21 protein-coding genes are annotated in these 21,819 nt (G+C 36.2%); 9 read left to right on the top strand and 12 right to left on the bottom strand.

All coding sequences use genetic code 11. The features are described 5' to 3' along the window. The first annotated feature begins 19 nt into the window (after nucleotides 1-19). Together RTW14_RS00105 and RTW14_RS00100 are read left to right on the top strand one after the other, a co-directional pair. Nucleotides 20-472: a MarR family transcriptional regulator gene (locus RTW14_RS00105; protein WP_312647234.1), complete on the top strand. Its 453-nt coding sequence runs from the start codon at nucleotides 20-22 to the stop codon at nucleotides 470-472. Between the two features lie 105 nt (nucleotides 473-577). Further along, nucleotides 578-1,939, top strand: a complete 1,362-nt coding sequence (locus RTW14_RS00100; protein ID WP_312647233.1) for an MATE family efflux transporter — start codon at nucleotides 578-580, stop codon at nucleotides 1,937-1,939. Nucleotides 1,940-2,001: 62 nt separating this feature from the next. On the opposite strand, the gene RTW14_RS00095 is transcribed toward RTW14_RS00100, so the two are convergent. From RTW14_RS00095 to ilvB, 8 genes are all read right to left on the bottom strand, one after another. Continuing rightward, nucleotides 2,002-2,538, bottom strand: coding sequence for a hypothetical protein (locus tag RTW14_RS00095; RefSeq protein ID WP_312647231.1), 537 nt, complete (start codon nucleotides 2,536-2,538; stop codon nucleotides 2,002-2,004). Nucleotides 2,539-2,562: 24 nt separating this feature from the next. Then, nucleotides 2,563-3,048: a hypothetical protein gene (locus RTW14_RS00090; protein WP_312647229.1), complete on the bottom strand. Its 486-nt coding sequence runs from the start codon at nucleotides 3,046-3,048 to the stop codon at nucleotides 2,563-2,565. 270 nt (nucleotides 3,049-3,318) lie between these two features. Further along, entirely contained in the window at nucleotides 3,319-4,590 is a 1,272-nt protein-coding gene (locus tag RTW14_RS00085) for a sensor histidine kinase (protein WP_312647227.1), read from the bottom strand. Nucleotides 4,591-4,593: 3 nt separating this feature from the next. Beyond that, nucleotides 4,594-5,298, bottom strand: a complete 705-nt coding sequence (locus RTW14_RS00080; RefSeq protein WP_312647225.1) for a LytR/AlgR family response regulator transcription factor — start codon at nucleotides 5,296-5,298, stop codon at nucleotides 4,594-4,596. 190 nt (nucleotides 5,299-5,488) lie between these two features. Then, nucleotides 5,489-7,162, bottom strand: coding sequence for a dihydroxy-acid dehydratase (gene ilvD, locus RTW14_RS00075; RefSeq protein WP_312647224.1), 1,674 nt, complete (start codon nucleotides 7,160-7,162; stop codon nucleotides 5,489-5,491). A 16-nt stretch (nucleotides 7,163-7,178) separates the two neighbouring features. After that, the gene (gene ilvC, locus RTW14_RS00070) at nucleotides 7,179-8,174 is read right to left on the bottom strand and encodes a ketol-acid reductoisomerase (RefSeq protein WP_312647223.1); all 996 of its coding nucleotides are present in this window, start codon (nucleotides 8,172-8,174) and stop codon (nucleotides 7,179-7,181) included. 50 nt (nucleotides 8,175-8,224) lie between these two features. Next, entirely contained in the window at nucleotides 8,225-8,767 is a 543-nt protein-coding gene (gene ilvN / locus RTW14_RS00065) for an acetolactate synthase small subunit (RefSeq protein WP_312647222.1), read from the bottom strand. Between the two features lie 17 nt (nucleotides 8,768-8,784). Next, nucleotides 8,785-10,446 carry a biosynthetic-type acetolactate synthase large subunit gene (gene ilvB / locus RTW14_RS00060; protein WP_312647221.1) on the bottom strand — a complete coding sequence of 554 codons (1,662 nt, stop codon included), beginning with the start codon at nucleotides 10,444-10,446 and terminating at the stop codon, nucleotides 8,785-8,787. Between the two features lie 431 nt (nucleotides 10,447-10,877). Between ilvB and RTW14_RS00055 the strand changes: the two genes are divergently transcribed. The 6 genes from RTW14_RS00055 (at nucleotide 10,878) to RTW14_RS00030 (ending at nucleotide 17,547) form a co-directional block, all read left to right on the top strand. Continuing rightward, a complete protein-coding gene (locus RTW14_RS00055; RefSeq protein WP_312647220.1) occupies nucleotides 10,878-12,581 on the top strand; it encodes a 2-isopropylmalate synthase in 1,704 nt (567 codons plus the stop codon). 11 nt (nucleotides 12,582-12,592) lie between these two features. After that, nucleotides 12,593-13,666: a 3-isopropylmalate dehydrogenase gene (gene leuB / locus RTW14_RS00050; RefSeq protein ID WP_312647218.1), complete on the top strand. Its 1,074-nt coding sequence runs from the start codon at nucleotides 12,593-12,595 to the stop codon at nucleotides 13,664-13,666. A gap of 337 nt (nucleotides 13,667-14,003) precedes the next feature. Further along, nucleotides 14,004-14,513, top strand: a complete 510-nt coding sequence (locus tag RTW14_RS00045; RefSeq protein ID WP_312647216.1) for a LeuD/DmdB family oxidoreductase small subunit — start codon at nucleotides 14,004-14,006, stop codon at nucleotides 14,511-14,513. 1 nt (nucleotide 14,514) lies between these two features. Beyond that, complete coding sequence (locus RTW14_RS00040; RefSeq protein WP_312647215.1) at nucleotides 14,515-15,765, top strand: 3-isopropylmalate dehydratase large subunit; 1,251 nt, start codon at nucleotides 14,515-14,517, stop codon at nucleotides 15,763-15,765. Nucleotides 15,766-15,778: 13 nt separating this feature from the next. Then, entirely contained in the window at nucleotides 15,779-16,279 is a 501-nt protein-coding gene (locus RTW14_RS00035) for a LeuD/DmdB family oxidoreductase small subunit (RefSeq protein ID WP_312647214.1), read from the top strand. An 11-nt stretch (nucleotides 16,280-16,290) separates the two neighbouring features. Then, entirely contained in the window at nucleotides 16,291-17,547 is a 1,257-nt protein-coding gene (locus RTW14_RS00030) for a 3-isopropylmalate dehydratase large subunit (RefSeq protein ID WP_312647213.1), read from the top strand. A gap of 168 nt (nucleotides 17,548-17,715) precedes the next feature. Here RTW14_RS00030 and RTW14_RS00025 read toward each other — a convergent pair whose 3' ends face one another. Beyond that, a complete protein-coding gene (locus RTW14_RS00025) occupies nucleotides 17,716-18,054 on the bottom strand; it encodes a stalk domain-containing protein (RefSeq protein WP_312647212.1) in 339 nt (112 codons plus the stop codon). Between RTW14_RS00025 and RTW14_RS00020 the strand changes: the two genes are divergently transcribed. Further along, complete coding sequence (locus tag RTW14_RS00020) at nucleotides 18,032-18,568, top strand: hypothetical protein (RefSeq protein ID WP_312647210.1); 537 nt, start codon at nucleotides 18,032-18,034, stop codon at nucleotides 18,566-18,568. The two genes, RTW14_RS00025 and RTW14_RS00020, sit on opposite strands and share 23 nt — an antisense overlap. 303 nt (nucleotides 18,569-18,871) lie before the next feature. Here RTW14_RS00020 and RTW14_RS00015 read toward each other — a convergent pair whose 3' ends face one another. From RTW14_RS00015 to RTW14_RS00005, 3 genes are all read right to left on the bottom strand, one after another. Continuing rightward, nucleotides 18,872-19,093, bottom strand: a complete 222-nt coding sequence (locus RTW14_RS00015; RefSeq protein WP_312647209.1) for a hypothetical protein — start codon at nucleotides 19,091-19,093, stop codon at nucleotides 18,872-18,874. Between the two features lie 550 nt (nucleotides 19,094-19,643). Next, nucleotides 19,644-21,230: a M56 family metallopeptidase gene (locus tag RTW14_RS00010; protein ID WP_312647208.1), complete on the bottom strand. Its 1,587-nt coding sequence runs from the start codon at nucleotides 21,228-21,230 to the stop codon at nucleotides 19,644-19,646. An 11-nt stretch (nucleotides 21,231-21,241) separates the two neighbouring features. Further along, nucleotides 21,242-21,601 carry a BlaI/MecI/CopY family transcriptional regulator gene (locus RTW14_RS00005; protein ID WP_312647206.1) on the bottom strand — a complete coding sequence of 120 codons (360 nt, stop codon included), beginning with the start codon at nucleotides 21,599-21,601 and terminating at the stop codon, nucleotides 21,242-21,244. Nucleotides 21,602-21,819 lie beyond the last annotated feature (218 nt).

Here is a 21,819-nt window from a genome sequence, read left to right as displayed (position 1 = left end):
CAGTATAGGTGGTGAACAAATGAGAGATCTTAAATCATTATCTGCTCTTATGGAAAGAGTTATCCATAAGTATAGTCAGATGGAATTAAAAAACAGAGAGTATGGTACAGGTATTATGCTTACCAGAGCAGAAATACATACCGTTGTTGTAGTGGTGGAAAATCCTGGCATCAGCATAACTGAACTGGCAAAGAAGCAAGGCATTACCAAAGGGGCTGCATCGCAGATGATCTATAAACTAGTAGACAAAGGTATGGTGGAAAAACGTACTTCACCTGACTCTGATGCGCAAATCAGTCTGTTTGTTACAGATAGCGGTAAAGTGGCCTATGAAGGTCATGAATCCTATCATAGAAATAATGATGAAAAATTTTTTGACTTATTAAACAGTATGCCAGAAGAAACTTATAACAATATGGCCGAGGTATTAAAATTAATTGAAGAAGCTATGGATATAAAATTAGAAGGCTAATTTTTAGGCACGAAAGTGCCTATTTCTTCTCGATTTTAGTATAGTTACTATACAGTATAGTTATAATACTATTTTATAACATAAAAAGGAAGGATTAAATTTAAAATGACTAATCAAAACAAAATCATAGAAATGGAAAAAGGTAATATTACAAAATTACTATTTAAGTTCGGGATTCCAACCATGTTTGGTATGCTGATTACATCTTTTTATAACTTAGTTGACGGCTATTTTATAGGAGGTCTGGGCACCAATCAGATGGCTGCAGTTTCACTAGTTTATCCACTCACTCTTATCATTACAGGCTTTGGTGTCTTGTTTGGAAATGGCGCAGGTTCCAATATTGCCCGCGCACTGGGCGACAAAGAATACAGTAAAGTGTCTGCCTATACCTCAACGGCTATCGTGACGGGTACTATAGTGGGAATAATAATAATTTCAGCCATGTTAATCGGGATAAATCCTTTGTTGCATTTGCTGGGATCCGATGCCGCCACCTTCGGCTATGCAAAAACATATGGAAGAATCATTATCGTAGGACTCGCTTTCAGCATGTATAACATCATATGCAACAACATTATTGTATCCGAAGGAGCAACAGGATTTAGTGCCTTTGCACTAATGATCGGCGGAGTACTTAATATGTTATTAGACCCCTTGTTTGTATATGTATTTCACTTCGGAGTAGAAGGTGTGGCATATGCTACTCTGGTTTCCAGTATGGTTTCCACCACTCTATATACAAAATATCTGTTCAGCAAAAAAACTATGTTAAACTTTTCAATAGTAAAAGTACAATTGTCTAAAGAAATATTCAGTAATATTTTTAAAATTGGTGTTCCCATTTTAGTCTTTCAGATTTTAATCAGTCTTTCTTTAAGCCTGACGAATCTGGTAGCTGTAAAGTATGGTAATCAGACCGTTGCCTCTTTAGGAATTGTAAACCGGATTTTAACTTTGGAAATGATGGCTGTATTTGGATTTTTAAAGGGTTATCAACCTCTTGTAGGCTATAATTATGGAGCTGGTGATATGTTGAGGGTTCATGAATTGACTAAAAAAGCAAGTATTATTGCAACTGCATTCTGCATTGCTTTTAATCTTATCTGCATCTTATTTTCAAAAAATATTATACTGTTGTTTAATAAGGAATCAGCAGACGTAATCATATTTGGCATGCAAGTGCTCAGAGTAAACTCCCTTACTTATATGACCATTGGTTTTCAGCTTGTATATGCTTCCTATTTCTTAGCCACAGGAAAGGCCAGAGAAGGTGGAATTTTGAGTATAGCAAGACAAGGGCTTGTTTTAATTCCATTACTGTTCATTCTTACCAACTTGTTTGGTAAAACGGGTCTGCTATTTGCACAGCCTATATCCGATTTGACAGCTTGCGTTATTACCGTTATTCTGTGCGTAAAAACTGGCTTATTCCATGCTAAAGAAAAGGTGGCCGTAAACCTGTAGAAATAACCTTTACATTAATAGCAAAAGGGAAGTCTCAAATAAATGAGTCCTCCCTTTTAAACTTACTGACTATATGTCACTTTTGCAATCTTAACAAAAGGTAAAAATTTAAACATTTTAAATATGATAATATTTGAAACTGAATTCCCTTCCTTTATTTCATCTTCTTTAAAAAATGTATTTATTTTATATTTATTTCCATCTTCTAAATCTACATTGCTTTCAAATTTTTTTGAATTTTCTTCTCCAATTGTAATGGCCTTGTATATTTCTATTGGCAGTTTTGTAATATTCTCATATTCAATGTATACATTAAGCCCATCTCCACTTTTCACATATCCATGCATATTATAATCTAAAATCCATGTTCCTATAGAAAAGTAAAAAGAACCTATTATTACAATAATTATTATTTTTTTTACATAAAGAAAATTTATATTAAAATTATAATGAGCTAAAAGCATAAGTATAACTATATTAACTGCTATAGATATCCATACAAAATTATTTAATGAATTATCCAGTATTCCACGAATTTGATTGAATAGAAAAAACATGCAAAAGATCATTAATACCAAATTAAATTTTTTTATACTCATTGATTTATATCCCCTTGCTTCATGTTATAAATTCCATTTTTCATTGGCTTTATTTAATAAGTCTTTTATTTCTTCTTTCTTTTCTTTTAAAACTTTGCTTTCATCTTCATATATTTCTTCAATTGAATTTGCCTTTTTATCAATCATGATTTGGTAACCTTTTTCATTATTTTGTATTATTACTCCATATTCATTATCATCTTCGCTAAATATACCTGGCCATATTATTAATGTAGTATCCTTATTATTTGTTATAGCTAAATTTCCTGTATAGGATAAATAATCCGGATACTTTACTTTATAACCATATCCTTTTTCAAAAGAGCTGTAACTAGTATAAAAAGGCTTAACATAAGTTTCTCCAAAAGTTTTCTCCATCTCTTCACTAAAATTATCATACTTTTCATGAGTTATTTGATACCATGTAATATTGTATAATCCAAATAGTACCAAAACTATAATTACAATTATAATTATTACTTTTTTAGCATTTATTTTACTATTTTTCATATGTTCACTATCCTCTTACCACTTTTTTTATTTTTTCATCATGACTTACAATTAAAACCGTTTTTCCTTCTTCATTTAACCCTTTTAAAAATCAATTATTGACTTTACTATTTTCTTATTGTCCCTTCATAAAGCCTCCCCCCTTTTATTTATATTTTCTGCATATTACCACAAAAAAATTGCCCTTACGGGCAGTTGTAAAAAACGACATATATTAATGTCAAAATTGACAGGTATAGGTACTACACAAACAAATATTAGATATTTTCCTTACTTTTTTATGTACATCATAATATTCGCTTCACATATATTATTTTTAATGAATATATCAAATCCCCCGTTATATTCATCTATTGTTTTTTTGATTTGTTTAAGCCCAAAACCGTGGTTTTCGCCTTGCGATTTACTTGTCCTCCAAACATTTAAAGCTTTTACGTTATCAGGTCTTATAGTTGAATTTTTTATATTTATAAACAATACTCCACGTTCTACATTAATATTCAACTCTATAAACTTATCTTTACATTCTTGAATACTTTCAATAGCATTATCCAATAAATTTCCTAAAACAATAGTTATATCAAACTGTTCAATCTCTAAATTTTGCGGGAAATTGACATTAGCTTTGACCTCTGCGCCCAGTTCTTTAGCTTTTTGCAATTTGTAATTTAATATACTATCCAAACTATAGTTGTAAGTACAACTATAGTTTCCACTTATTGAAAGTTCACTTCGCATTTTCCCTAAATATTTCTGTGTTTTTTCTGTTTCATTATTTTCCGTCATGCTTTCCAGTGTTAAAATATGGTTTTTCAAATCATGTTTTAAGCTTCTTAAACTCTCATTTGAAGTTTTTATTAGATCTAGTTCATTTAAATATGCTTTATTTTTTTGCTGTAGTAATGCCTTTTCATACTTTATCTCATAAATCTCTGCTATTTCGTCATATAAATAGAATATTAAAAAGTTTATTGATAGAAGTCCTAAAATACCCAAGCTTGTCTGTACAAAAAGATAACTTGACGAAACTAAAACAAAAGCTATATAAATACTTATCGCAGGGACTGTAAAAATTACTTCCCAATGAACTACCGCCACTTTCTCTGTTTTTTTATTATTAATAATGTTTTCTAATATTAATACCAGAACAAACGTTAACAATGTCGATATAAAACTTAAAACAAATTCAATATTTTTAAGGTTGCCTTTAATCATAATTATATAAGAGATACTTTCTGACAAGAAAAATATTGCATTAATAAGAATTGACATTACTAGACGTTTTATTTGATTACTATTGTAAACGCAATTTACAGCAAAGCATAATATAAGGTTTGTCACAACTGTAAGTATTGGTAAATTCCACGATAGGTAAACTATGCTTGTGACCACAAAGTACACAATGTATGCCAAAAGCTCTATTTTTTTATTACCATTTGTCCTATCAAAAAATATTTTATTAAACTTAAAAATAACATATATTCCAAAAGCATTGTAAATTAAGTACATTGCTAAACAGTAATATGAATTTATTATCCCCATTATTTATTCTCTACTCATTAATATTTTTCTTACTTCATTTCTATACTTACGAGCTATATTAAGCATATCCCCATTACATAAATGAATGTTTTCATACGTGTACTCTGATACGTATTTTCGATTTATAAAATAGGATTTATGTATTCTCACAAAATTATGATTTAGTTGTTTTTCTACATCTGATAGTTTGCCATAAAACTCTTTGTCTTCATTTTCCATAATAATTTTTACTTTCCTTGCTTCACTGGTAAAATACATGATATTTTTTATTGGTACCCGTACAGTAGTTTTATTACAACTAAATTCAAATACTGTTTCATCTTTTTCTAATAATTCAATAGCTTTCGTAACAGTCCAGATTACTTTTTTCTTACTTATAGGTTTTATTAAAAAATGTAATGGGCGCACTTCAAATAGCTCCATAGCATAACTTTCTATTGCAGAAATATAGACTATCTTTATAACCTCATTTTTCATTTTTTCTCTGATTGTCTTCCCTACCTCTATCCCATTCATAGGTTGCATCTCAATATCAAGGAAAATTAAATCAAATTGTTGTCCCTGTTGTATTAATTTTAATAAATCTTCCCCTGTATAGAAAATTTGAATGTCTACCTTTATTTTATTTGTTATTCCATAATCTAGTATAAGTTCTTCTATCCTTGAGCATATGTTTTCTTCATCATCGCAAATAGCAATTTTAATCACACGTAATCCCCTTTTTTGTTCTACATTTTTATTACTTCTATAATAGAAGACCATACTAAGTAACAAAATGATACATTTTTTACGAAAATAAATGTATTTTTTCTATACAAAAAGAAAAGAAGACTCATAAAAATGAATCTTCTTCTCTTTTTTATAGCTTAAATAAAAACCCTAAAGGATTTTTTCAAAATTAGAAATCCTGTTTCATTATTGCACCTTTTGCAGCTGAATCCACAAGCTTTGCATACCTTCCAAGCCATCCAGTTTTGATGTTTGGTTCTGGTGCTACATAATGTTCCCTACGCTTCTCAAATTCTTCATCTGACACCTTAGCGCTGATAGAGTACTCAGGAATATTGATTTCTATGATGTCGCCTTCCTCTAGCAGTCCAATGTTTCCACCGTTTGCAGCTTCTGGGCACACATGCCCAATGGAAGCCCCACGGCTTGCACCGCTAAATCTACCATCCGTAATAAGTGCTACAGCTTTGTCTAGCTTCATTCCCGCCAGAGCACTAGTTGGATTTAACATTTCCCTCATGCCAGGGCCGCCCTTAGGGCCTTCATATCTAATAACAACTACATCACCCGCCACTATTTTGCCTTTATAGATTGCATCAATAGCTTCCTCTTCTGAATTAAATACTCTTGCAGGGCCTGAGTGTTTTAACATCTCTGGAGCAACTGCACTTCTCTTAACTACACAGCCTTCAAGTGCAACGTTACCAAATAATATAGCTATACCGCCAGTTTTGCTGTATGGATTGTCAATAGTTCTGATTGTTTCAGGTTTTTTGTTCTTTGCACCCCTTATATTTTCGCCTAATGTCAAGCCTGTTGCTGTCATTACTTCTAAATCCAGCATTCCTTTTTTAGCAAGCTCACTTTGAACTGCCGGTATTCCTCCTGCTATATTTAAGTCCTGCATATGTGTTTCTCCTGCAGGTGCTAAATGACAAAGGTTCGGAGTTTTTTCACTCTCTGCATTAAACATTTTTAAATCAAGGGGAACTCCTGCCTCATTGGCGATAGCTAACAAGTGCAATACGCTATTTGAAGAGCATCCCAAAGCCATATCACATCTAAGTGCATTTTTTATGGATCTTTCATTGATAATATCTCTAGCCTTTATATCTTTTTCGATTAAGTTCATGATTGCCATGCCAGCATGTTTTGCCAGACGGATTCTTCCATTATGGACAGCTGGGATAGTGCCATTACCTGGCAAAGCTATACCTAATGCTTCACATAGGCAGTTCATGCTGTTTGCAGTATACATACCTGCACATGAACCGCAGCCTGGGCAGCATCCCTGTTCAAATTCTTCTAGCTTTTCATCATCTATCATATTTGCTTTTCTGGCACCAACAGCCTCAAAGATTTTAGATAAGCTTATTTCCTCATCATCTACAAGCCCAGCCATCATAGGACCGCCAGAGCAAACAACTGTTGGAACGTTCATTCTGACTGCCGCCATGACCATCCCAGGAACAATTTTATCGCAGTTTGGAACCAGTACAAGACCATCAAAAGCGTGCGCTAATGTCATAGTTTCAACACTGTCAGCGATTAACTCTCTACTGGCAAGACTATACTTCATGCCAATATGCCCCATGGCAATACCGTCACAGACACCTATGGCCGGAATCATAATAGGTGTTCCTCCCGCCATTCTTACACCAGCTTTTACAGCTTCTGTAATTTTATCTAGATGATAGTGACCAGGTACGATCTCGCTATGTGCTGAAACCACACCTATCAGTGGTCTATCCAGTTCTTCTTTTGTATAACCCATAGCATAAAAAAGGCTTCGCATTGGAGCCTTTTCTACACCCTGAGTTACGTTCGCACTTCTTAGTGTCATAACGCAATCTCCTTATCTATTTTTTTAACCAGCTCATCATCTTTCTTAATTCACCGCCAACCTTAACTAGAAGATGTTCTGTTTCTTTTCTTCTGGTAGCTAAGAATTTAGCCTGACCGCCTGCATTGAATTCCTGAATAAATTCACTTGCAAATGTGCCATCCTGAATTTCTCCTAGAACTTTCTTCATTTCCTTACGAGTCTCTTCTGTAATTAGTCTCCTGCCCGTTCTGTAGTCACCATATTCTGCAGTGTTTGAAATGGAGTATCTCATCATTTCAAATCCACCACTGTTGATTAGGTCAACAATTAGCTTCATTTCGTGGATACATTCAAAGTAAGCCATTTCTGGTTCGTATCCAGCTTCTACTAATGTATCAAAACCTGCCTTCATTAACTCAGTAACACCACCGCAAAGTACAGCCTGTTCACCGAACAAATCTGTTTCAGTTTCTTCTTTAAATGAGGTTTCAAGAATACCAGCTCTACCTGCTCCAATTCCTGATGCATAAGCAAGTGCAATATCTTTAGCTTTTCCTGTTGCATCCTGATGAATAGCAATTAGGGAAGGAACACCCTTACCTTCTACATACTGGCTTCTTACAGTATGGCCAGGACCTTTCGGTGCAATCATAACTACATCAATATCTGCTGCTGGCTTAACCTGGTTATAATGAATGTTAAAACCATGTGCAAATGCTAATGCATTACCTGGCTTCATATGTTTAGCAACCTGAGTTTTATAAATATTTGCAGCAAGCTCATCTGGAACTAACATCATTACAACATCACCAGCTTCTGCTGCTTCTTCTATTTCAACAACCTTAAGACCAGCAGCTTCGGCTTTTGCTGTATGCGCAGAGCCTTTTCTAAGACCAACAACAACGTTTACACCACTGTCCTTAAGATTTTCAGCATGGGCATGCCCTTGGCTTCCAAATCCGATTATTGCAACGGTTTTACCGTCTAACATTCCTAAGTTACAATCTGTGTCATAGTATTTCTTTACCATTTTTCTCTCTCCTTTAATATCTTAACAATTAAAAATTTTTCTTAATCAACTTAATCAAAAAGTTCACCCGTATATAACTCATGTTCTTCCTGGATGCATTCAGGGGTAGCTATACCTCTTTTTATACCAGTTATTCCAGTTCTGCACATTTCTATGATTTCATAGCAGCTGACCATGTTCATAAAGCCTTCTACTTTCTCAGGTGCTCCTGTCAGTTCTACAACAACGCTCCCTTTTGAAAGATCAATTATTTTTCCTCTGAATATGTCAACGATTTCTCTGAGCGCAGATCTATTTGTTTTATCTGCTTTAATTTTTACCAGCAGCAGCTCTCTATATACGCTTTCTTCTTTTTCTAAAGTGAAAATGTCTTTTACGACCTCGAGCTTTTCTGTCTGTGTTATAATTTGATTTAATGCCTGTTCTGTTCCTGTAAATACAATAGTAATTCTTGAGATTTCAGGGTTATTGGTTGCAGATACGGTTAAGGAATCAATGTTGAAGCCCCTTCTTCCGAACAAACTAACAACTCTGCTAAGAACATTTGCCTGATTATCTACAAAAATACTTATTACTTCTCTTCTTTTTGTCATAGCAATCTCCCCCTTTCCTAACCTACTATCATGTCATTTACTGTTCCGCCGTTTGGAATCATTGGAAGAACTCTTTCTTCTCTTGAAATAATGCAGTCAATCCAAACTGGCCCCTCTGACTTAAGAGCTTCTGTAAATGCTGCTTCAAACTCTTCTGGGTTTGTAGCTCTATAACCTTTGCCTCCAAAACCTTCAATTACTTTAACAAAGTCAGTCTTTCTTTCTGGAGTAGTTGCAGAATAACGTTTGCCATAAAAAGCTGTCTGCCATTGGTAAACCATTCCTAATACACTGTTATTCATTATTACTGTTATAATTGGAAGGTTATGGCTTATAGCCGTACATGCTTCTGCCAGGTTCATATGGAAAGAACCATCACCAGTAAAATGGATTACTCTTTTTTCAGGGCAGCCGATTTGTGCTCCAATAGCTGCACCATATCCAAATCCCATGGTTCCAAGACCACCGCTGGTAACAAAACACCTTGTATTCTTATGCTTTAAATATTGTGCGGCCCACATTTGGTGCTGGCCTACATCTGTTACATAAATTGTCTCTTTATCGGTCAAATCACAAACAGCTGTAACAATTTCATAAGGATGAATCTTGGCATTTCCTTCCTTTTTGTCTCCTCTAACTTTTTTCCATTCACGGATCTTATCAATCCACTCAGATCGATCTACTTTCTCTACTAATGGGATTAACTTATCTAGAGCCTCTTTAACATCACTTACGATACTTAAATCAACCTGTACGTTCTTGTTGATTTCGCTTTTATCAATGTCAATCTGGACTATAGTTGCACCCTCTGCAAACTTTTTCATATTCAGCGCTACTCGGTCACTAAACCTTGTTCCAAGAGCCAAAACTAAATCTGCTTTATCAACTGCCTTGTTTGAAGCAACACTTCCGTGCATGCCAATCAATCCAAGGTTCTTTTTGTCATCATAGCCTAAAACTCCAGCCGCCATCATCGTATATGTACCTGGTATATCTGCTTTCTGCAACAATTCTGCTAATTGTTTTGATGCACATGAAGCTGCTACGCCTCCACCGAAATATACAATAGGCCTCTGTGCTTTATTTATCAGCTCAGCAACTTTTTCGATATCAGTCATATCAGCTTTTGGCATCTCTGTCACCGGTAAAGGTTCCTGCTTTTCAAAGTCAATAGTTGCTGCAGTAACATCCTTTGTGATGTCAACCAGAACCGGTCCTTTTCTTCCACTTTGAGCAATTCTAAAGGCATTTCTTAGTGCATCCGCTAGGTCCTCAACTTTATTAACAAAGTAGTTGTGCTTTGTAATTGGCATTGTTACACCAGTAATGCAAATCTCCTGAAAAGCATCTCTTCCAACAAGAGAATCAGGTACATTACAAGTGATCGCTACCATAGGTATACTGTCCATAAAGGCTGTGGCAATACCAGTTACCAGGTTAGTAGCTCCAGGGCCACTTGTTGCGAATACTACACCTGTTTTTCCAGTGGCTCTTGCATAACCGTCAGCTGCGTGTGCAGCATGCTGTTCATGAGAAGCTAAAATGTGCTTAATTTTGTCCTGATAGCTGTAGAGTGTATCGTAAATATTGAGGATGGTGCCTCCGGGATACCCAAACACGGTATCGACTTTCTGCTCTAACAATACTTCTGCTACGATCTCAGATCCTTTTAATTTCATTTTCGTCTACTTCCCTTCTTTCTTAAAACTTGCACATGCTTTTATATTGGAGTGTGCGCTCCAGAGCCACCAGTTTTTTGGTGATTAATACTTATTATATATTTGCAGACAAAAAAGTCAACGGTTTTTGTTAAAAAACACAAAATAATTTACCTTTTCTTATTGACAAAACACAAAACTTCTATTAGTATGTAAAATTATCAATAGGTGCTTAGTGAAAAATAAAATAATGTAAAACTTTGCTTACCTATTATAAACAAAATAAATAATATTTGCTTACGAGGCATAGCTTACGAAGGATTTTTTTTGCAGTGCTAGGCAGCTGGTTTACCGAGGAACGGAACGTACATAAAAGTACGTGAGTACCGAAGTGAACCAGCTAACAACGCAATGCAGAAAAAAGATAAGTAAAAACGAGGAGGAATTTAAAAATGAAGAATTACGAGAAGTACAAGGTCGGCTACTTTATGCCGCCAGTCAATGAAATGAAATGGACCAAAAAAGATCACATAGAAACACCACCAGTCTGGTGCAGTGTTGACCTGCGTGATGGCAATCAGGCTTTAATCGTACCGATGAGCCTAAATGAAAAAATTGAATTTTTCCAGTTCCTCGTAAGCCTCGGATTCAAAGAAATAGAAGTTGGTTTTCCAGCTGCTTCCAAAACAGAATATACTTTTTTAAGAACACTGATTGAAAAGAATTTAATTCCTGATGATGTCACCATTCAGGTACTTACACAATCCAGAGAACACATTATAAAAAGAACCTTTGAAGCATTACAGGGTGTAAAGAAGGCTATTGTCCACCTTTACAACTCTACTTCCTTTGCACAGAGACAACAGGTGTTTAAGAAAACTCAGGAAGAGATAATAGAAATTGCTACAACTGGAGCAACACTTTTAAATAAATATAAAGAAACCATGAAGGACAGTGAAATTTCTTTTGAATATTCACCTGAAAGCTTTACTGGTACTGAGATGGAATTTGCGTTAAAAATTTGTAATGAGGTTATAGACATTTGGAAACCTACTCCTGCAAATAAGGTAATTATAAACTTGCCTGCCACTGTTTCTATGTCTATGCCCCATGTTTACGCAAGTCAGATTGAATACATGAATGATAACCTACATGAACGGGACAATATAATTATTTCCCTACATCCACATAATGACCGAGGGACTGCTGTTGCTGACGCAGAGCTTGGAGTCCTTGCCGGAGGCGACAGAGTAGAAGGTACCCTGTTTGGAAATGGTGAACGCACAGGCAACGTTGATATCATTACAGTTGCCATGAACATGTTTGCCCACGGTGTTGATCCTGGTCTTAATTTTGCTGATATGCCTGCTATTGTGGAAACCTATGAAAAATTTACGGATTTAACCGTTCACCCAAGGCAGCCTTATGGTGGTCAATTAGTTTTTGCAGCATTTTCCGGGTCACATCAAGATGCAATTGCCAAAGGTATGGCTTATCATGAAGAAAACAATATGACACAGTGGACTGTCCCTTACCTTCCAATTGATCCACATGATGTTGGCCGTAAATATGATGCGGATGTTATCCGTATAAACAGTCAGTCCGGTAAAGGCGGCATTGCCTATATTCTTGAACAGAATTACGGTTATGCTATCCCTCAGAAAATGCGTGAAGAAGTTGGTTACCTTGTGAAAGGTATATCAGATAATTCCCATAAGGAACTGTCTCCTGCTGAAATTTATGAAGTCTTTAAAAATGAATATATTAACGTGTTTAATCCTGTAGACATCACAGATGCCACCTTTAAAAAGGTATCTACTTATAAAAGTGATGATGGGATGCTTGTTGATATCAGCGTAACCATAGATGGAAATGAATATGAGGTTTCAGCTGCGGGTAATGGTCGTCTTGATGCTGTAAGTAATGCTCTGAAGAAAACACCGTATGCTTTTGACTATACTTTTGTAACTTATTCAGAACATGCCCTTGATGCAGATTCTAATTCCAGAGCCTGCGCTTATGTTGCACTTACTGACAAAAGTGAAAAGCTTTACTGGGGTATTGGTATCCATGATGATATTATTCTTGCTTCAATTAACGCTTTGGTATCCGCACTTAACAGACAAAAAAAGGTTCGTCCTTTAGCAGACAAATAGGAGGTCTATCAATGAATTATAAAATTGCGTTAATCCCTGGTGATGGTATCGGCCCAGAAGTTGTAACCGAAACAGTCAAGGTTTTAAATAAAATCGGAGAAAAATATAATCATAAATTTGAATATACTCAGGTCCTAGCTGGTGGTTGTGCCATAGACGAAACAGGTGCATGTCTTCCACAAGAAACGATTGATATTTGTAAGTCAAGCGATGCTGTGCTTCTTGGTGCGGTTGGCGGCTGGCAGTGGGATACATTGCCAGGCGATCAAAGACCTGAAAGAGCATTACTTGGTCTAAGAAAAGAATTAGGTTTATTTGCTAACTTAAGACCTGCTATTTTATTTGATGAACTGGCAGATGCCTGCCCTCTTAAACCTGAAATTGTTGAAGGCGGTCTTGATATCGTTGTTGTACGAGAACTTACTGGGGGCATTTATTTTGGGGAGAAAGGCTTTAAAGATACGGATTTAGGTCCTGCTGCTTACGATGTTGAGCAATATGCAGAAGAAGAAGTAAGAAGAATTGCGATTGTTGCTTTTGATATGGCTATGAAGAGAAACAAGAAAGTAACTAGTGTTGATAAGGCTAATGTACTTGAAAGTTCAAGACTTTGGAGAAGAATTGTAGCTGAGGTCGCAAAGGATTATCCAGAAGTCGCTTTAGATAATCTTTATATTGATAATGCCACTATGCAGATGGTTCGAAATCCAAGGCAGTTTGATGTCATTGTTACTAGCAACATTTTCGGGGATATTCTTTCAGACGAAGCAAGCATGATAACTGGTTCTATTGGAATGCTTCCATCAGCCAGCCTTGCCAAGGGCAATTTCGGTATGTATGAACCGGTCCACGGTTCTGCACCTGATATTGCTGGGCAAAATAAAGCGAACCCTATGGCTACGATTTTGTCTGGGGCTATGATGCTAAGATATACTTTTGGTCTTTCCTCAGAAGCCGATGACATGGAAGCTGCTGTTAAGGCTGTTCTTGCAGACGGCTACAGAACACCAGATATCTTCACAGAAGGCATGAAAGCAATCGGCACAAAAGAAGCGGGAGACTTAGTCGCTGAGGCAATTAAATAAATTGGGTTGCAGCTCAGGAATATGGAGTTGCTCAAAATTTTCCCCAAAATAAAGATTTTCGGTAGCAATTACCTCAAAAACTACCGAGTTTTTTCAAAAGTGAAAATCTATGGTAGCATTTTATAATAAAAATGTAAAAATAGACTAAAATAAGCGAAAAAACAAGCAAAAAGCTACCGTGATTTTTAAAAAAACGTAATTCTCGGTAGCCTAAAGCTATTATTAATAAAAATACTAGGCTTATTAATTTCATTGATAAAGCATTACTATTTTAAAAACCTATGGAGCTGAATGAACAACCTTGTGCTCCACAGGTTTCCAACTAAAGGAGGTCCCTATGGGCGTTATATATAAATTCCACAATGATTTGGATACAGACCAGATTATTGCTTCACAATATTTATTACTGCCAACTATAGATGAAATGAAAGCTCATGCGTTTGAGTCCCTAGATGCTGACTTTGCTGTGAAAGTCCAGCCTGGTGATTTTGTTTTAGGTGGAGAAAACTTTGGCTGTGGTTCTTCAAGAGAACAGGCGCCTAGTGTCCTAAAAGCTCTTGGGGTTCAGGCCGTTGTTGCAAAATCCTTTGCCCGTATCTTCTTTAGAAACGCTATAAACATTGGTCTGCCTGTAATTGTGTGCAAGGATTTGTATGAAAATGTTTCAGATGGTGATACTATGGAGCTATTCTTATCTGAAGGCATGGTTAAAGCTTGCGGCAGAGAATATTCCTGCACAAAGCTTCCTCCTTACATGCAGGGGATTCTGGATAAAGGTGGTTTAATTGCATCTTTAAATGAGGATCAAAGCACTACTGCTAAATATAATTGCGGAGGTGATAAATAATATGGGTATGACAATTGCAGAAAAAATAATTGCTGCTGCGGCAGGTGTAGAAACCGTAAAGCCTGGCGATATTCATACGGTCATTTTGGACCGTATGATGAGTAATGATGGAACAACACATTTAACTATAGATATGTATAATCAGCAGATTAAGAATCCAACTATTGCCGACCCCAAAAAGCTTGTATTTATAGTGGATCACAATGTTCCTGCTGACAATCCAAAAACAGCTGCTTCTCATAAAAAAATGCGAGATTTCGCAAAGCAGCACAACATTGATTTCTGGGAAGGAAAAGGGGTTTGTCATCAAATTATGATGGAAAACTATGTATGTCCTGGGGAATTGATTTTTGGAGCTGATAGTCATACTTGTACCTACGGCGCACTTGGTGCTTTTGGTACTGGTGTTGGTTGTACAGATTTTTTATACGGAATGGTTACAGGTACTTCCTGGGTTCTTGTTCCCGAAACTGTTAAATTTAATTTAACGGGCAAACTAAAAGATGGGGTTTACCCCAGAGATTTGATGCTCCACATTATTGGTAAGATTGGGGCAAATGGTGTGAACTATCAGGTAATGGAGTTTACAGGTGACGGTGCTAAATCACTTAGCGTAAATGATCGTATGGTTTTATGTAATCTTGCGGTTGAAGCAGGCGCAAAATCAGCCATTTTTGAAGCTGACGAAATTGCCCTTTCATGGTTAAAAGAACATGGACGTAATCCGAAACATGTTTTTAAAAGTGATGCTGATGCAAATTATTTTAAGGAATATACCTTTGATCTGAATCAAATAGAACCAATTGTTGCAAAGCCTGACTTTGTAGACGACGTTATCCCAGCGAAAGAAGCTTGTGGCATTAAGATTGATGAAGCCTTTCTTGGCTCCTGCAATAATGGTCGTATTGACGAAATGCGTGTTGCTGCAAGACTTTTAAAGGGGCGTAAAGTTTCAGATACCGTTCGATTTCTTATTGTACCTGCCAGCAATGAAGTCTATATGCAGGCACTTGATGAAGGATTAATTGAAACCTTTATGGAAGCAGGCGCTATTGTCATGAATGCTAACTGCAGTGTCTGCTGGGGGAGCTGCCAGGGCGTTATAGGAGAAAATGAAGTTCTTATCAGCACTGGAACCAGAAACTTCAAAGGCAGAGCAGGGCACCCGACTTCGAAGGTATATCTTGGTTCGGCCGCTACAGTTACAGCTTCTGCAATCAAGGGAGCTATTGCGACGGAAGATCAGCTATAAAGGAGTATTATAAATGGAAACGTATAAAAGTAAAGTATGGGTTTTAGGGGATGATATCGACACGGATATCATTATCCCTACAGATTACCTTGCCCTTAAAACCATAGAAGATATGAAAAAATATGCGTTCTCTCCTCTTCGTCCTGAACTTGCTGGGCAAATTACCGAGGGAGATGTAATAGTTGCTGGAAAAAATTTTGGCTGTGGTTCTTCCAGAGAGCAGGCACCAGAGATTATAAAAGCATTAAAAGTAAAATGTGTAATAGCCAAATCTTTTGCCCGTATATTTTTTAGAAATGCCATTAACAATGGACTTTTGCTAATAGAAAATCCTGACCTTCATGATGTTGTGGAAGAAGGACAGGAAATAGAAATATGCGTAAACCAATTTATTAAATGTAATGGCAAAGAATACCCTATTGCTTCATTACCACAGAATCTGGTAGATATTATTAATGCTGGTGGTCTCGTACAGGCCATGCGTAAACAAAACGGCCTTGAGCCGCTTAAATAAGGAGGTATACTGTGGGACAGACCTTTATAGAAAAACTTATTTCCCGAAACATCAATGAAAATACTAGCATACCTTCCGTTAAAGCCGGAGATATTGTTACAGTCAACGTTGACCGTGTAATGATTCATGATATTTTTATTCCTTTTGTCGCAGAAAAATTTGAAGAAATGGGCTTTTCAAAACTTTGGGATTCAGATAAAGTGGTCTTAATTTATGACCATCTTGTACCTGCCAGCCAGCAGGATGATGTGAGACACTTCAAAATCGGAGATGCTTTTGCCGAAAAATATGGTATGAAAAATGTTCATCGTTCTGATGGAATCTGCCATCAGCTAATGACAGAAGCTGGTTATGTAAAACCTGGAAATGTAGTATTCGGAACAGACAGCCACACCACTACCTACGGTTGTGTAGGCGCTTTTTCTTCTGGGATTGGATATACTGAAATGGCTAGTATTCTCGGTACTGGGACCATGTGGATTAAAGTTCCTGAAACAATCAAGGTAAACATTGAGGGACACCTGCCTGAAAATGTTACATCAAAAGATATTATTTTAACCCTTATCGGAGATTTAGGCGCTGATGGTGCTACTTACAGGGCTTTAGAGTTTACAGGAAGTACTGTTGAGAATATGACCGTTGCCAGCCGCATGACTATAGCCAACATGGCTATTGAAGCTGGCGCTAAATGTGCATTATTCACACCGGGTGAAAAGACAGCAAAATACTGCCAAATTCAATTGACCGAAAAAGAGACATCTTTGAAAGCGGATGCAGATGCAGTATATTACAAAACAATATACTACAAGGCAGAAGAATTTGTTCCAGTTATGGCCTGTCCTTCACAGGTGGACAATATAAAACCAGTGTCAGAACTTGCTGGAACCAAAATCGATCAGGTATTTATTGGTTCTTGTACCAATGGTCGTTACGAAGATCTGGAAGCTGCTGCTAAAATTCTTGAAGGTAAGACTATCTCTCCATTTGTAAAATTAATAGTTACTCCTGCCAGCCGCAAAATTTTTATAGAGGCCACCCGTTCAGGCATCATAAAAACCTTAACTGCTGCAGGCGCAGTAGTAACACACCCTGGCTGCGGCCTTTGCTGTGGCCGTGCAGGAGGAATTTTATCTGATGGAGAAAGAGTTGTTGCAACCAACAATCGTAATTTCCTGGGCAGAATGGGAACCTCAAAGGTAGAGATTTATTTAGCCTCCCCTACTTCTGCTGCAATGGCAGCATTGAATGGGGAAATAACACTTCCTTAAACCTTTGTAACCCTATACATTTTCAATTCTAATTTAAAAACTACCACCTGCAAAATGATCTGACCCCAAAATGCAGGCGGTAGTTTCTTGTTTATTGTTTTTCTATCTTCTGATATTCTTCCTTTGTTATTCTATTTCGCTTGTAAGAGCTACCGTATTCTTTTGATCCTACTTTACAGTATACCCATAAAACTCAGCCAGATATTTTACTGGAGCGTAAGTTCTATTGTTTGTCATTACTGCCGCAGTATCCATATTTATAATACCTGCCTCTGTATCGGCGGGCTCTGCAGTATCCAAATTAGCTCCAAATTTATAATAAAGTAGTACTGTAATAGCCATTTTTTCGTTAAGAGTGAAAATTACAACTGAACCTCCCATAAAAAAATCTTGTTTTCCGTCATTATCAGTGTCCTTTGCTCCTCCTCGGGATACGGCATCTTTTTCGTCATACATTGCAGCAAAGGTTGCTGTAGCTGAAAAAATGCTTGATAGTAATAATACCATAATGTCACTATACTATCAAATTGAAAATTTAACAGAGAAAAAACAAGGCCTAAGGTGGTTCTACAACGGCAAAGAGAAAAAACAGATTGAGGGACAAATTAAGAACTTTGAATCTAAAATTGAATTAGAGAAAAAGAACTTGTATATAGACTTTTGTGTTGCTCCGGATCAGATAGTTGATAAACTTAATGAAATCGAAAAGCAAAAGCATGAAGTTAACTTAAAAATACCATCAGATACAAAAGATTTAGAATTAAATATAGAAAAATTGGAAAGACAAAAATTATTAATAGAACTTGAATACAAGAAAGAAAAAAGACTATTAAATGAAAATCTTGATAAAACAATGGGAATGGCAAGAGTAGGTAAAAAATTATCTGATATATCTCAAATGGACTTAAAAAAGATTGTGAAATATTATCCTCAAGATAAACACTTAATGCAATTAATTCTAAATATGCAACAACAACTTTCTTTAGCAAAAGGAATTAGTAAAGACTTTATAATAAAATAAAAGCCATCCGCAACGTGGATGGCTTAATTAAATCTATTAATAAATTACCATATAAAAGCCTGCAATAATAAGCAATATGTATAACAAATTTTTAATATAAAACTGCTTATTCTTATAGGTTTCAATTATTGCTAAAACAGAAGAGATGATTAATAATATTCCTGAGAGTTTTGTTAGCCAGGAAATATTATTAAAAATAATAGCAGCAATTATCATATAAATAGATACATGCATTAAATTTTTTGTATTAAATAAAAATTTTTTAATATTGAATCACCTCAATTTGACCGTTAAATTTCGTTCTTAAGGTTCTATAATAGATGTAACAGGATTGCCGGGTATAGTTTTTTTGTGTGCGGCATCTTCATAAAAATAGGATACATTCTTAAGAATTGGTCTAAGCTTAGGACTATTCATATCTTTATACACTTCAACATGATAATAAACTGTATCTACATTTTTATCAAAAAGAAATGCGGCAACAGCCAGAAAAGCACCGGGGCCACCACCTATTAAAGCACCCAAAGCTATTGCAATAGCAGCTACACTTTGATTACGAACAGAAGTATTTCCATCATCAGAATATTGATATTTCCAGTTATGAGATTTTGACGATTTAGCAAGAGAATAATCATAAGATGATTCTCCATTAATAGTTGATATTTCAGTTATTGTTGAATCTTCAACAATTGATGTTACTGTGTCAACATGTGTGTAAGAATTATTTTTTAGAAGATACTTCAGTATTAACTTTATTTGGTGAAATTATGGTATCAATATTTTTATAAGTATTTCCATTTCTTTCATAAGTGTATATAATTTCATTGTTAGAAAGTTTTGAAAACTTCACACTAGTGTTAGATAGGCAATCGTTTAAAAAATTTTTTAATCACAAGTACTTGTATTGTATTAATAATATCATTAAAAAAAATTTTTTCAAGAAATATATGGAATTTTAAATTAATTATAACCAATTCACTAAAATAATAAACAATGAGGGGCAGCTCTATCAAGCCGTCCCTCATTTAAAATCGTGCGCCCAGCATGGGCGCAATCTTATTTAGGATTACCTGCATCAATCGATAACTTCCTTTGCCATTTTTAGCAATTCATCCTTTTTGACGCCGTATCCCCAATCCATCAGGTTATAGTCAATGCCGTCCTTAACCCATTTCACCCACTGAAGATTTAAAATCTTGACTTCTTCAGAACCTACACTGAAATATAGCAACCCTTGATTGACTTTCTGCTTTTCCTCTTCCGTTGGAACATAGCCTTTAGGAACACGTTTCTCCGTTATCTGCGAATAAATCAGTCTGATATCTCCACAATAGCTCTCTTCCGTATTGGCTACTGCATCCTTCGGATCCTCTGGCAGTCCGGTGACCTTAGGATTTGTGCTTAGAATTATGGCTCCGCCTTTAAATTTGCCAGCTCCTTTCGTATCAGTATAGTAGAACACAATGCCCCTGTTGTATTCCATAACCTTGTTGCTCTTGCTGTCTAGCACTTCCGTGTTAGTAACAACAGCCTCCTTAAAATAGAAACCCTTTGAAAATGATTCGACATAATTCGGAACATAGTTTACTGCTTTTACAGCTTTTTCTGCTTGATTATAAGTGTTCTCATCTGTTGTTCTTCCTAATTTTACTGCACTAACTTGCAGATTATTCTCTTGCTGACCTTTTGTAGTCAGTACGGCAGCGGAAGCACTGTTTGTAGCAAAGACAGTTATCGTACCAATGACTAGGGTAAAAGCAAGTAAAACTCCCATAATAGAAACTTTTTTTATTTTCATAATAGACACAATCCTTTCTTCAATAGCATTTTTACTATAATTATTTATAAGAGGAGTAAGGTGGCTTCTCTTTTCCTCCAACTCAATAAGAGTACAGGCATAAGCAGACTTTATCACTCCACCGAATGTCTGCACCACAGTTTCATCGCAGGATAATTCAATATCCCGATTTGCCAGCATATACATCAGCCATACAACCGGGTTGAACCAATGAACGCAGAAAGCTGTTGCCATAACTAACTTTGTCAGAGTATCAAATCGCCGTATATGCACAAATTCATGGGTTAAGATATAGCGCAGCCGTGTTTCATCTGTCCAATCAGTTTGTTTAGGCAGAAGCACAACGGGTCGCAATATACCATAGGTCAGGGGAGCAGATATTCTATCCGATTGCCGTATTTGAATCTTTCTCCACATTTGATGCTCCCGTTGCCAAAGCCTTACAAAGGCATTATCAATAGGGAGCGCAGTCTTATACTCCTTGCAGCAACGTAGATGTGTCACAAGGAAAAACACAGCGCAGACCGCAAAACCAATAAGCCAGATTATCATGAAAGGAGATAAATTTATATCTGCCGCTTCAGGCCAGGTTGCTGCAGTTTGTGTTATAGCTGTATTGCTTGGCATAACAGGTATTCCGGATAAAGATAAACCCTTTTCAAAAAATCTACCTTCCGTTATATTTACAACCGAATAAACGCTGAACCGTGAGGAAACCTCAAAGGGAATCAATAAGCGGCATAACGCCACACCCCACAAAGCAAGAAAGGTTTTTTTTGGCAGTCTGTGCAATAGCAGGGCACGGATGATTACGATAGCCAGAATAAGAACAGCAGCCGCAAAACTCATGTTTAGCAAACTCATAATTATCCTCCTTATTCCAGGTTGTTGACCAACAGCTTTAGTTTTTCGATTTCTTCCCGGGATAGGTTTTTACCTCCCAAAATACAAGCCACAAGCTGGTCGGCGGCACCATCGTACATTTTGTTAATAAGTTCCGTTGTTTCAAGCTCTCTTGCTTGTTCAACCGTAACAAGGGGATGGCACACAAAATTAGGTTCAATGCGTTCAATCGCTCCTTTGTCTATGCACCTTTTGATTAGAGTGTAAGTCGTGGTCTTGCTCCATCCCACTTGTTCTTTTAGAATCTCTGCTATTCGCTTTGCGGTGGTATCTCCATTTTTCCAAAGAACATCCATTATCTTTAGTTCTGAATCAAATAACTTAATTTTCATATCTGACCTCCTTCATACAACATTCTACTGCAGTAAAATATCTTGATTTTCATTTTACTGTAGTAGAACAGAGTTGTCAATACAGAATTTAAAGTTTTTGGAAATTCTTTGACTATTTGTGCACTCATGCTGTATGCACAATAAAAAGGTTGCCACCTGTATCCTGATATGCTCCCTTCTAGGTAGACAAGTGAAATAATAAAACACTTGATACGTAG

This window comes from Aminipila sp. (assembly GCF_032051575.1).
GTDB lineage: Bacteria > Bacillota > Clostridia > Peptostreptococcales > Anaerovoracaceae > Aminipila.
Note: the sequence above shows the minus strand (reverse complement) of the source record. Positions and strands in the feature narration are given on the sequence as shown.

Bases quoted from the DNA above. Each gene is read 5' to 3' on its own strand.
- RTW14_RS00105 (WP_312647234.1), top strand. From the start codon at position 20: ATGAGAGATCTTAAATCATTATCTGCTCTTATGGAAAGAGTTATCCAT.
- RTW14_RS00100 (WP_312647233.1), top strand. From the start codon at position 578: ATGACTAATCAAAACAAAATCATAGAAATGGAAAAAGGTAATATTACA.
- RTW14_RS00095 (WP_312647231.1), bottom strand. From the start codon at position 2,538: ATGAGTATAAAAAAATTTAATTTGGTATTAATGATCTTTTGCATGTTT.
- RTW14_RS00090 (WP_312647229.1), bottom strand. From the start codon at position 3,048: ATGAAAAATAGTAAAATAAATGCTAAAAAAGTAATAATTATAATTGTA.
- RTW14_RS00085 (WP_312647227.1), bottom strand. From the start codon at position 4,590: ATGGGGATAATAAATTCATATTACTGTTTAGCAATGTACTTAATTTAC.
- ilvD (WP_312647224.1), bottom strand. From the start codon at position 7,162: ATGACACTAAGAAGTGCGAACGTAACTCAGGGTGTAGAAAAGGCTCCA.
- ilvC (WP_312647223.1), bottom strand. From the start codon at position 8,174: ATGGTAAAGAAATACTATGACACAGATTGTAACTTAGGAATGTTAGAC.
- ilvN (WP_312647222.1), bottom strand. From the start codon at position 8,767: ATGACAAAAAGAAGAGAAGTAATAAGTATTTTTGTAGATAATCAGGCA.
- ilvB (WP_312647221.1), bottom strand. From the start codon at position 10,446: ATGAAATTAAAAGGATCTGAGATCGTAGCAGAAGTATTGTTAGAGCAG.
- RTW14_RS00055 (WP_312647220.1), top strand. From the start codon at position 10,878: ATGAAGAATTACGAGAAGTACAAGGTCGGCTACTTTATGCCGCCAGTC.
- leuB (WP_312647218.1), top strand. From the start codon at position 12,593: ATGAATTATAAAATTGCGTTAATCCCTGGTGATGGTATCGGCCCAGAA.
- RTW14_RS00045 (WP_312647216.1), top strand. From the start codon at position 14,004: ATGGGCGTTATATATAAATTCCACAATGATTTGGATACAGACCAGATT.
- RTW14_RS00040 (WP_312647215.1), top strand. From the start codon at position 14,515: ATGGGTATGACAATTGCAGAAAAAATAATTGCTGCTGCGGCAGGTGTA.
- RTW14_RS00035 (WP_312647214.1), top strand. From the start codon at position 15,779: ATGGAAACGTATAAAAGTAAAGTATGGGTTTTAGGGGATGATATCGAC.
- RTW14_RS00020 (WP_312647210.1), top strand. From the start codon at position 18,032: ATGCTTGATAGTAATAATACCATAATGTCACTATACTATCAAATTGAA.
- RTW14_RS00025 (WP_312647212.1), bottom strand. From the start codon at position 18,054: ATGGTATTATTACTATCAAGCATTTTTTCAGCTACAGCAACCTTTGCT.
- RTW14_RS00010 (WP_312647208.1), bottom strand. From the start codon at position 21,230: ATGAGTTTGCTAAACATGAGTTTTGCGGCTGCTGTTCTTATTCTGGCT.
- RTW14_RS00005 (WP_312647206.1), bottom strand. From the start codon at position 21,601: ATGAAAATTAAGTTATTTGATTCAGAACTAAAGATAATGGATGTTCTT.